The following is a 10,199-nucleotide window of genomic DNA, read 5'->3' as shown; positions in this document are numbered from 1 at the left end:
AGCGATCTGTCAGTCAAGGAGTTTGTTGCTGATCTACCGCTATCGCAGGCAAGCCAGCTCCCACAGTTGAACAGCATTGCTCCCCCGACCGGTTTACATGCCCTGCACCCCGGGTAGAATGGCGCCTCTGCCCTACTCGAGTTCACTTCATGGCGTTGCCGACCCTGCGCATCATCGGTTTCATCATCGGCATCTTCCTGATCACCCTCGCGATCGCCATGGTCGTGCCCATGGCCACCCTGGTGATTTTCGAGCGCACCAGCGACCTGCCGTCGTTTCTGTGGGCCAGCATGATCACCTTTCTCGCCGGCCTGGCGCTGGTGATTCCCGGTCGACCCGAGCATGTGCACCTGCGCCCCCGGGACATGTACCTGCTTACCGTGACAAGCTGGGTGGTGGTTTGCGTGTTCGCCGCGCTGCCCTTTCTGCTGACCCAGCACATCAGCTACACCGACTCGTTTTTCGAAAGCATGTCCGGCATCACCGCCACCGGCTCCACCGTGCTGAGCGGGCTGGACAGCATGTCGCCGGGCATCCTGATGTGGCGTTCGCTGCTGCACTGGCTCGGCGGCATCGGCTTTATCGGCATGGCGGTGGCGATTCTGCCGCTGCTGCGCATTGGTGGCATGCGCCTGTTCCAGACCGAATCCTCGGACCGCTCGGAAAAGGTCATGCCCCGCTCACACATGGTGGCGCGGCTGATCGTGGCGGCGTACGTGGGTATCACCATTCTCGGTAGCCTGGCATTCTGGTGGGCCGGCATGGGCCTGTTCGATGCGATCAACCATGCCATGTCGGCGATTTCCACCGGCGGCTTTTCCACCTCCGATGAATCCCTGGCCCACTGGAAACAACCGGCGGTGCACTGGGTGGCGGTGGTGGTGATGATCCTTGGCAGCCTGCCGTTCACCCTGTACGTGGCCACGTTGCGCGGTAACCGCCGGGCACTGCTCAAGGACCAACAGGTGCAAGGTCTGCTGGGCCTGCTGCTGGTGACCTGGCTGGTACTCGGCACCTGGTACTGGTGGACCACCGATCTGCACTGGCTGGACGCTCTTCGCCACGTGGCACTGAACGTCACCTCGGTAGTGACCACCACCGGGTTTGCACTGGGCGACTACAGCCTGTGGGGTAACTTCTCACTGATGCTGTTTTTCTACCTCGGCTTCATCGGCGGTTGCTCCGGCTCCACCGCCGGCGGGATCAAGATTTTCCGCTTCCAGGTCGCCTATATCCTGCTCAAGGCCAACTTGAACCAGCTGATTCACCCACGTGCGGTGATCAAGCAGAAGTACAACGGCCACCGCCTCGATGAAGAAATCGTGCGTTCGATCCTGACCTTTTCGTTTTTCTTCGCGATCACCATCTGCGCCATCGCCCTGGCCTTGTCATTGCTGGGCCTGGACTGGATGACCGCGCTGACCGGCGCCGCCAGCACCGTGTCCGGCGTGGGCCCGGGGCTGGGGGAAACCATCGGGCCAGCCGGCAATTTCTCCAGTCTGCCGGACGCCGCCAAGTGGATCCTGTCGTTTGGCATGCTGCTGGGTCGGCTGGAGATCATCACGGTGTTTGTGCTGTGCATTCCGGCGTTCTGGCGTCACTGACCGCCGCTTCCAGCAGCCGCGCCCGGTATTCCCCGGGCGTGGCATCGAACCAGCGGCGGAACGCCCGGAAGAAATTGCTCGGATCGGCAAAGCCCAACAGGTAGGCAATCTCCAGCAAGGTCATGTTCGGCTGCGCCAGGTACTGCTCGGCCAGTTCGCGACGGGTGTCGTCGAGCAACGCCTGGAAACTGGTGCCCTCCTCTTGCAAACGCCGTTGCAAGGTGCGCTGGGACAGGTGCAGCGTCTGGGCCACCACCTCGCGCTTGGGCTCACCCTGGGGCAGCAGGCGGCACAGCACCTGCCGGGCCTTGTGGGTCACGCGGCTTTCCGAGAACCGTGCCAGGTACTCACCGGCAAACCGATCGTGCAACAACGCCATGGCCTCGTTGGCCGTAGGCAATGGCGCGTCCATGTCAGCCTTTTCGAAAATCAGCGCGTCATAGGGCGCATTGAATTCCAGCGGGGCGTGGAAGGCTTGTTTATAGGGGGCCAGGTCCGCCGGCTGATCGCCTTGCAGCACGACTTTGCGCGGTTGCAGGGTGCGCCCGGTCAGCCAGCCACACAGTGCCAGCGCACAGGCCAGCGACGCTTCGGCACTCTGGCGGGTGGGCGGCAGATGATCGCCGTGCACCGTCAGAATCAGCGCATAGCCTTCGGGTAACAGGCGGAAGCTCAAGTCGGCGCTTTCGGCGATGATGCGCTGGTAACGCACCAGTCGCATGAATCCCTCGGCCAGGGTGTTGCTGGACATCAACGCATAGCCGGCCACATGAAACGACGCCGGGCGCACCACCTTGCCCATGTTCAGGCCGATCGCCGGGTTACCCGACAGCTCCACCGCCCGCTGCCACAGCCGGGTCATGGAGTCTTGCGGAAAACGGGCATCGGGGTCGTCGAGGGCGGCGTAATCCAGGCCCAGTTGCTTGAACAAGGCTCGGCAATCCAGGCCGTCCATTTCCAATGCCTTGACTATCCCCATCGCCCAGCTTGCAGAAGTTGTTCGTTCGCTCATGGCGTCTTCTTAATCAAAGCAGGCTCATAACGGCAGCCAGGAAGCCAAGGATACTAAAGTGGCATCTATTGTCACTGGCTGTTACCACTGATCACTCTAGACTCAAATAAGCTCCCCGCCGAACATCTGTTGGGCGGTACAACAATCAAAGGGCCGTCCACCGTGGAAAACGTCAAGCGATTCAACAGCTTTGCCGAGTTTTACCCTTATTACCTGGCTGAACACGCCAACAGCACCTGCCGGCGCCTGCACTTTATCGGCACCACGCTGGTGATAGGCATTCTGGCGTATGCCATTGGCAGAGGGTCGCTGGGGTTGCTGATCGTCTTGCCGATTGCCGGCTACGGCTTCGCCTGGGTCGGGCATTTCTTCTTCGAAAAAAACCGCCCGGCCACCTTCCAGCACCCGCTCTACAGCCTATTGGGAGATTTCGTGATGTACCGCGACATGATCCTGGGCAAAGTGCCGTTCTAGCCGCGCGACCGTTTAAACGAAGAAAGTTCGGACAGCCGGCGACATAAAAATCTTTTTGTCATTTGCAGTGCTGTATCCTGCCAAGGCTTTTTGAGAGCGCGGAATCACCTGCGATTGAAAAAACAGACCTTGCGAGGAGCGACGACGATGCACGAGATACCCAATCTCCCCTTCCCAAGCCTGCACCCTACAGAGCAGCCAACACCGCAGCAGGCCAGCGACCAGCAGCCTGAGGCCAAAGAAGCCAAACCAGCCGACAGCGAAAGCCAGGGCTGAGCCGTACCAGACCGTGTGGAAAGCGCACCTTTGAGCGCTTTCCACACTGCCTGAACCACCCGAGGTACCGCATGACCGACACCCTCCCCGACACCCAGGACACCGCCGTACTCGACGCCGCCCTACAGATGGTCGAAATCTGGACCCGCCTCAGTGCCGACAAGCAAGCCGCGCTGCTCAAGCGCTTCGACACCCAGGAAAACGCCCTGGCCGCACTGGTCACAACGCAACTGCTGACCGCCCCCCAGTCCTGACTACCCGGCTTGAACGTCCTGAGGCGTTTTTGATCTGACGTTTTTGCCATTTACCGCCCAACGCACGGTCCGGCACCGGTATCATTAGCAGCCTATCTTTACCTGCTGCAACAGTGGACCTTTCCCATGCCAGATACCCAGCGCCCCATGGCGGTCACGCTGCAAGTCGTTTCCATCGTCCTGTTCACCTTTATCGGCTACCTGAATATCGGCATTCCTTTGGCCGTATTGCCGGGTTATGTGCACAGCCAGCTGGGCTTCGGCGCGGTGATCGCCGGCCTGGTGATCAGCGTGCAGTACCTGGCCACCCTGCTGAGTCGCCCGTACGCCGGGCGTATCATCGACAACCTGGGCTGCAAGCGTGCCGTGCTGATTGGCCTGGTGGGCTGCGGCCTGAGCGGCGTGTTCATGCTGCTCGCGGCCTGGCTGTCGAGCCTGCCGGCACTGAGTCTGGCCAGCCTGTTCATCGGCAGGCTGGTGTTGGGCAGCGCGGAGAGCCTGGTGGGTTCCGGCGCCATTGGCTGGGGCATTGGCCGGGTCGGCTCGGCCAACACGGCCAAGGTGATTTCCTGGAACGGCATCGCCAGCTACGGTGCGCTGGCCGTCGGTGCGCCACTGGGTGTGCTGCTGGTCAGCCATTTCGGGCTGTGGAGCATGGGCGTGAGCATCATCCTGCTGGCAGTGCTCGGCCTGAGCCTGGCCTGGCGCAAAGAAGCGGTGCCGATTGTCACCGGTGTGCGCCTGCCGTTCATGAACGTGCTGGGCCGGGTCTTCCCCCACGGCTGCGCGCTGGCCCTGGGCTCAATCGGGTTCGGCACCATCGCCACCTTCATCACCCTGTATTACACCACCCAGCACTGGGATAACGCGGTGTGGGCCCTGAGCCTGTTCGGCGCCAGTTTTATCGGCGCGCGCTTGCTGTTTGGCAACTTGATCAACCGGATCGGCGGCTTTCGCGTGGCAATCGTCTGCCTGTCGGTGGAAATCCTCGGCCTGCTGCTGTTGTGGCTGGCGACGGACGCCAACCTGGCGCTGGCCGGTGCGGCGTTGAGCGGGTTCGGATTTTCCCTGGTGTTTCCGGCGCTGGGGGTAGAGGCAGTCAATCTGGTGCCAGCTTCCAGCCGAGGCTCAGCAGTGGGGGCGTACTCGCTGTTTATCGACTTGTCATTGGGCATCACCGGCCCGCTGGCCGGGGCGGTGGCGGCAGGCTTCGGCTTTGCGTCGATCTTCCTGTTCGCCGCCCTTGCCGCCCTCGGTGGCTTGTCGCTGAGCGTCTATCTGTACCGGCAGGCACCCAAGGCCCGCGAGGCCCGCGGCGCCTAGAAGTCGACCTTGCCGCGCCCGGCCTTGATGCTACCGCGCTTGGTCTTGGATTCCAGCCGACGCGTCTTCGAGCCCAGGGTCGGCTTGGTGGGACGGCGCTTCTTTTCGACCTTGGTGGCGCTCTGGATCAACTCCACCAGCCGCTCCAGCGCATCCGCGCGATTCTGCTCCTGCGTACGGTATTGCTGGGCCTTGAGCACCAGCACGCCGTCGCTGGTGATCCGGCTGTCGCGCAATGCCAGCAATCGCTCCTTGTAGAACTCGGGCAACGACGACGCCGGAATATCAAAACGCAGGTGTACCGCGCTCGACACCTTGTTCACGTTCTGCCCACCGGCGCCCTGGGCGCGAATGGCGGTCAGCTCGATCTCGGCATCGGGCAGGTGCACGTTGTTGGAAATCACCAGCATGGGCAGCGCAGTCCTCTGAAAGGCCTCCAAGGATACGCGAATGTGCAGGGCCTGCCCCTTGAAACAACAAACCCGGCACAAGGCCGGGTCTGCTCGACAACATCAGGCGGTTACTTCGCCGCAGAAGGTGCAGCAGCCAATGTGTCCTGCGCACTGCGCCTGCCCTTGACGCAGTAGCACAAGCCCATAAACGCCACCCACACCGGAATCGCATACACCGACACCTGGATCCCCGGAATCATCAGCATGATCACCAGGATAAACACCACGAACGCCAGGCAAATGATGTTGCCGTAGGGGTACCACAACGCCTTGAACAACGGCGTCTGGCCGCTGCGGTTCAGGTGCTGGCGGAACTTGAGGTGGGAGAAGCTGATCATCGCCCAGTTGATCACCAGCGTGGCCACCACCAGGGACATCAGCAGTTCCAGCGCGTGTTGCGGGATCAGGTAGTTCATCAGCACCGCCACCAGGGTGATGGCGGCGGATGCGAGGATCGAACGCACCGGCACGCCGCGCTTGTCGATCTTCGCCAATGCCTTCGGCGCATCACCCTGCTCGGCCATGCCCAGCAGCATGCGGCTGTTACAGTAGGTGCCGCTGTTGTACACCGACAGGGCGGCGGTCAGTACCACGAAGTTGAGGATGTGCGCGGCGGTGTTGCTGCCCAGCATCGAGAACACCTGTACGAACGGGCTGCCGCTGTAGGCATCGCCGGAAGCATTGAGGGTCGCCAGCAGGCTGTCCCAAGGTGTCAGCGACAACAGCACCACCAGGGCGCCGATGTAGAAGATCAGGATGCGGTAGATCACCTGGTTGATCGCCTTGGGGATCACCGTGCGCGGCTGATCGGCTTCGGCTGCGGTGAAGCCGAGCATTTCCAGGCCACCGAAGGAAAACATGATGATCGCCATGGCCATCACCAGCCCACCGACGCCATGGGGGAAGAAACCACCGTGTTCCCACAGGTTGCTTACCGACGCCTGGGGCCCGCCGCTGCCGCTGACCAGCAGGTAGCTGCCCAGGGCGATCATGCCGACGATGGCCACGACCTTGATGATCGCAAACCAGAACTCGGCCTCACCGAAGACCTTGACGTTGGCCAGGTTGATCACGTTGATCAGCACGAAGAAGCCCGCCGCCGAAACCCAGGTCGGGATCTGCGGCCACCAGTAATGGATGTATTTGCCGACGGCGGTCAGCTCGGACATGCCCACCAGAATGTACAGGATCCAGCAGTTCCAACCCGACAGGAAGCCGGCGAAACCGCCCCAGTACTTGTGGGCAAAATGACTGAAGGAGCCGGCCACCGGCTCTTCGACGATCATTTCGCCGAGCTGGCGCATGATCATGAAGGCGATGAAGCCACAGATGGCATAGCCCAGGATCATCGACGGGCCGGCCGACTTGAGCACCCCGGCGGAGCCAAGGAACAGGCCGGTGCCGATGGCGCCACCGAGGGCGATCAACTGGATATGACGGTTTTTCAGGCCACGTTTCAGTTCGCCTGAAGCGGAAGGAGGGTTGCCACTCATGGAAAGGTTCTCCAGGAGTCAAGCGTGTGTCTTACGGTCATGCGCCACCTGTTTATTTTTATCTGTGACGAAATCGAACCCGCCAGGCTCGTGGCCGGGCGGAGTGATCAGGGCGGATAAACCCTGAGGTCTTGGCCTTTTGCGTGGTTACGCAAGGGAGTCACAGTAAAACGCGGCGCATTGTACACCGCTCGACTGCTTGCGGATGCACTAGGAAGGCGCACGCGACGATCTGTCAGGTATTTCTTACGGCGTGAGGATGCCCAAGCCCGTCTCGCCAAACGCGTAACTTAAACGTTACAGCTGTAAATTCTGCGTTACAAACAAGCTAAATCCGTCAGTCGACGGAAAAATGTCGGTAGGAAATTTCTGACACATTTAATAACTCAGTCGATTGTTTTTATTGATTAAAAAATTTTCGGGGAAAACAGAAAAAATAATTCAAATGAAACCGTGTCAATAAATTTTTTGCATTTTGAAACACATACACCTAGGTTCGATGCTTGCCAGCGAAGCCCGTTGGCAAGCCGTTCTCAAACATACGTCCTCTAGGAGATACACCATGCAAGTACTGGAAAACGACCTGGAAACCGAACTGCAACTCGACGATTGGTTTGAAGCGCCGACCCATGAGGCCGCCGTAGAAATGATGCAGGCCGACGCCGTTGTGCCGTTCGGCACTGCAATGTGGCCGTTCTGACACACGGCAGGCATTCGGCAGGTGCTGTGCACGGCACCTGCCTCCTTACCCAAGGCACAGAAGGACACCCGTCATGGACAAGGCCCGCGCCGTCGAACACTTTCTCTACTACCTCGCGCATCACCCGGCTCTCCACGGCCTGAACCGCCCCACGGTGCTGCTGGGCCATACCGAACGCTACGACACCATCGCCCAGGCGATCACCCAGGGCAGCACCGCCCGCTTCAACTTCCAGGTGCAGCGCCTGGACCTGGCCGCCACCGATACGCTGGCCCAGGCCATCGAGGCCTGCGACCTGTACCTGTTTCTCTATGACTCCTCCACCCTGCCCAACCCGCGTGCCGAAGGCCCGGATTTTGTCCGTGCCCTGCAAGGCGTGATGGCCGAACACTGGAAGAAGTCCCTGCTGTTCAAGGACTACGGCGACTATTTCTACGACACCTTCAGCGTCGAGCCGCAGCGCATCGCCGACCTGAACGCCACGCTGATCCGCCGCATGTCCCAGGCCAACGTACTGAGTTTCACGGACAAGCATGGCTCCCGCCTGGAAGCGCCGCTGAGCAGTATCAAGAAGTGGACCAATATCAATGGCGTCGGCAATCACGACCTGGCCCCCGGCGAAATCGCCACCCACAGCGAAGCCATCAACGGCCAGGTGCGGTTCGTCGGCACCTTTTTGAGCACTATTCCCTTTGCGCGCAAATACGGCGTACTGCAATCGCCACTGGAGTTGTGGATCGAAAACTCGACCATCTGCAGTGTGGCCAGCGACGTACCGGGGCTGGCGGATGACTTCAACAAATACCTGAATGCCAACCCGTCCAACCGGCGTGTGGAAGAGTTGGGCATTGGCACCAATGAAGGCGTGAAGGACCTGTACGCGCGCAATGCCGGCTTCGAGGAGCGCCATTGCGGCTTGCACCTGGGCCTGGGTGGCGGGCAGAAAGGCAGCCACCACCTGGATTTGATCTTCGCCAGCGGCGTGTTGGCGCTGGATGACAAGCCGGTCTTCGACGGCACTTTTGCGTTTTAGACGAACACCAGAATGACCCAGGTCCCTGTGGGAGCCGGGCTTGCCCGCGATGGCGGTGGATCAGTTGGCATACGTATCCAATGCCCCACCGCCTTCGCAGCGATGCGGCGACCCGACAAGCCAGCTCCCACAGTTGAACGCATTTCAAATCCAGATCCAAAAAAAACGCCAACCTGGGGTTGGCGTTTTTGTGCAGCACTTAAACCATCACTGCGGCTTCTTGCGACCGAAACCCGGGCGTTGACCCGAGCCGGCTGGCGCGCCACGGCGCTTGCCCGACGGCTCGTCCGCGACCAGTTTCGGGCCTGGGCGCTTGTTCGTCGCTGGTTTGGCTGGGCGCTTGGTGCTGGCGTTGTCGGCCGGGCGATCCGCTTCTCCACGGTTGCTGCGACCACCCGCCGGGGCTGGGCGCGGCGCACGGGGTGCACGCTCGCCTTCCTGACGCGAGGGTGCGGTCGGGCGACGCTCGCCTTCAATGTGCGGCTGGCGCGAGATACGCCCACCGGTCGCCGGTGCATCCAGCGCCGGGCGCAGGGTGCGGGCAACACGTTCGGTGCGAGGCACCGGGCGCGACGATTTACGCTGCAGGCGCTCGAGCTTGTCTTTGCTCTTGGCGTTCAGTTGCGGCATCGCCACCGGTGTCAGGCCGACTTCGGCACTGAGGATGTCGACTTCGTACTGGCTCATTTCGCGCCAACGGCCCATCGGCAGGTCGGAGTTGAGGAACACCGGACCGAACCGCACGCGCTTCAGGCGGCTGACCACCAGGCCCTGGGATTCCCACAGGCGACGCACTTCACGGTTACGTCCTTCCATCACCACGCAGTGGTACCAATGGTTGAAACCTTCGCCACCTGGCGCCTGCTGGATGTCGGTGAAACGCGCCGGGCCGTCTTCCAGCACCACGCCGGCCTTGAGGCGCTCGATCATCTCGTCGTCGACTTCGCCCCGCACACGCACGGCGTATTCGCGGTCCATCTCGTAGGATGGGTGCATCAGGCGGTTGGCCAGTTCGCCGTCGGTGGTGAACATCAACAAACCGGTGGTGTTGATGTCGAGACGGCCGATGTTGATCCAGCGACCTTCTTTCGGACGCGGCAGCTTGTCGAACACGGTCGGACGGCCTTCCGGGTCGTCACGGGTGCAGATCTCGCCATCGGGCTTGTTGTACATGATCACGCGGCGCACCGATTCGGCGGCCTCTTCACGCTTGATCACCTTGCCATCGATGGTGATTGCGTCGTGCAGGTCGACGCGCTGGCCGAGGGTGGCCTCGACGCCGTTGACCTTGATGCGCTTCTGGGTGATCCAGGCTTCGACGTCGCGGCGCGAACCTACTCCGATACGCGCGAGAACCTTTTGCAGTTTCTCGCCGGCGGGGCGGATATCGTGGCTGTCGTTCTGGTCTTGGTCGTTCATCTTAAGCACCTCCCGGTGGGTCGATTCAGGCATGGCCTGAAGAGTGTTGAAAGCAGGCTTTGGGCGAGCGCATCGCCAAAGGGTCGCGAATCATACGCCCATGGCGCGCGTTGCGCATCAGAGACTAGTCGATAAAGGCAAAGCCGCCGTATTTTCCGC

11 protein-coding genes are annotated in these 10,199 nt (G+C 61.2%); 7 read left to right on the top strand and 4 right to left on the bottom strand.

What is annotated here, in order from left to right; genetic code table 11:
• Positions 1–149: 149 nt before the first annotated feature.
• A complete protein-coding gene (locus ACW9IN_RS18235; RefSeq protein ID WP_457367194.1) occupies positions 150–1,604 on the top strand; it encodes a TrkH family potassium uptake protein in 1,455 nt (484 codons plus the stop codon).
• Here the strand turns inward: ACW9IN_RS18235 and ACW9IN_RS18230 are convergent.
• Positions 1,561–2,616: an AraC family transcriptional regulator gene (locus ACW9IN_RS18230; protein WP_457367193.1), complete on the bottom strand. Its 1,056-nt coding sequence runs from the start codon at positions 2,614–2,616 to the stop codon at positions 1,561–1,563. The genes ACW9IN_RS18235 and ACW9IN_RS18230 overlap by 44 nt on opposite strands.
• A 162-nt stretch (positions 2,617–2,778) precedes the next feature.
• Here ACW9IN_RS18230 and ACW9IN_RS18225 point away from each other — a divergent pair, with 162 nt between their 5' ends.
• The 4 genes from ACW9IN_RS18225 (at position 2,779) to ACW9IN_RS18210 (ending at position 4,943) form a co-directional block, all read left to right on the top strand.
• A complete protein-coding gene (locus ACW9IN_RS18225; RefSeq protein ID WP_457367192.1) occupies positions 2,779–3,090 on the top strand; it encodes an Mpo1-like protein in 312 nt (103 codons plus the stop codon).
• 147 nt (positions 3,091–3,237) lie between these two features.
• A complete protein-coding gene (locus tag ACW9IN_RS18220) occupies positions 3,238–3,366 on the top strand; it encodes a hypothetical protein (RefSeq protein WP_457367191.1) in 129 nt (42 codons plus the stop codon).
• Between the two features lie 71 nt (positions 3,367–3,437).
• Entirely contained in the window at positions 3,438–3,620 is a 183-nt protein-coding gene (locus ACW9IN_RS18215; RefSeq protein WP_457367190.1) for a hypothetical protein, read from the top strand.
• A gap of 126 nt (positions 3,621–3,746) precedes the next feature.
• Positions 3,747–4,943 (top strand): MFS transporter, encoded by a 1,197-nt coding sequence (locus tag ACW9IN_RS18210; protein ID WP_457367189.1) that lies wholly within the window; start codon positions 3,747–3,749, stop codon positions 4,941–4,943.
• Here the strand turns inward: ACW9IN_RS18210 and arfB are convergent.
• Both arfB and ACW9IN_RS18200 read right to left on the bottom strand, forming a co-directional pair.
• A complete protein-coding gene (arfB, locus tag ACW9IN_RS18205; protein ID WP_457367188.1) occupies positions 4,940–5,353 on the bottom strand; it encodes an alternative ribosome rescue aminoacyl-tRNA hydrolase ArfB in 414 nt (137 codons plus the stop codon). The genes ACW9IN_RS18210 and arfB overlap by 4 nt on opposite strands.
• A 110-nt stretch (positions 5,354–5,463) precedes the next feature.
• The gene (locus ACW9IN_RS18200; protein WP_457367187.1) at positions 5,464–6,888 is read right to left on the bottom strand and encodes an amino acid permease; all 1,425 of its coding nucleotides are present in this window, start codon (positions 6,886–6,888) and stop codon (positions 5,464–5,466) included.
• Positions 6,889–7,450: 562 nt separating this feature from the next.
• Here ACW9IN_RS18200 and ACW9IN_RS18195 point away from each other — a divergent pair.
• Both ACW9IN_RS18195 and ACW9IN_RS18190 read left to right on the top strand, forming a co-directional pair.
• Positions 7,451–7,588, top strand: a complete 138-nt coding sequence (locus ACW9IN_RS18195) for a hypothetical protein (RefSeq protein ID WP_034100099.1) — start codon at positions 7,451–7,453, stop codon at positions 7,586–7,588.
• A gap of 73 nt (positions 7,589–7,661) precedes the next feature.
• A complete protein-coding gene (locus ACW9IN_RS18190; protein WP_457367186.1) occupies positions 7,662–8,621 on the top strand; it encodes a leucyl aminopeptidase in 960 nt (319 codons plus the stop codon).
• Positions 8,622–8,828: 207 nt separating this feature from the next.
• Here the strand turns inward: ACW9IN_RS18190 and rluB are convergent, their stop codons facing one another.
• Positions 8,829–10,040 carry a 23S rRNA pseudouridine(2605) synthase RluB gene (gene rluB / locus ACW9IN_RS18185; RefSeq protein WP_457367185.1) on the bottom strand — a complete coding sequence of 404 codons (1,212 nt, stop codon included), beginning with the start codon at positions 10,038–10,040 and terminating at the stop codon, positions 8,829–8,831.
• Between the last annotated feature and the right edge of the window lie 159 nt (positions 10,041–10,199).

This window comes from Pseudomonas sp. SDO5271_S396 (genome assembly GCF_054071795.1).
Note: the sequence above shows the minus strand (reverse complement) of the source record. Positions and strands in the feature narration are given on the sequence as shown.

Bases quoted from the DNA above. Each gene is read 5' to 3' on its own strand.
- ACW9IN_RS18235 (WP_457367194.1), top strand. From the start codon at position 150: ATGGCGTTGCCGACCCTGCGCATCATCGGTTTCATCATCGGCATCTTC.
- ACW9IN_RS18230 (WP_457367193.1), bottom strand. From the start codon at position 2,616: ATGAGCGAACGAACAACTTCTGCAAGCTGGGCGATGGGGATAGTCAAG.
- ACW9IN_RS18220 (WP_457367191.1), top strand. From the start codon at position 3,238: ATGCACGAGATACCCAATCTCCCCTTCCCAAGCCTGCACCCTACAGAG.
- ACW9IN_RS18215 (WP_457367190.1), top strand. From the start codon at position 3,438: ATGACCGACACCCTCCCCGACACCCAGGACACCGCCGTACTCGACGCC.
- ACW9IN_RS18210 (WP_457367189.1), top strand. From the start codon at position 3,747: ATGCCAGATACCCAGCGCCCCATGGCGGTCACGCTGCAAGTCGTTTCC.
- arfB (WP_457367188.1), bottom strand. From the start codon at position 5,353: ATGCTGGTGATTTCCAACAACGTGCACCTGCCCGATGCCGAGATCGAG.
- ACW9IN_RS18200 (WP_457367187.1), bottom strand. From the start codon at position 6,888: ATGAGTGGCAACCCTCCTTCCGCTTCAGGCGAACTGAAACGTGGCCTG.
- ACW9IN_RS18195 (WP_034100099.1), top strand. From the start codon at position 7,451: ATGCAAGTACTGGAAAACGACCTGGAAACCGAACTGCAACTCGACGAT.
- ACW9IN_RS18190 (WP_457367186.1), top strand. From the start codon at position 7,662: ATGGACAAGGCCCGCGCCGTCGAACACTTTCTCTACTACCTCGCGCAT.
- rluB (WP_457367185.1), bottom strand. From the start codon at position 10,040: ATGAACGACCAAGACCAGAACGACAGCCACGATATCCGCCCCGCCGGC.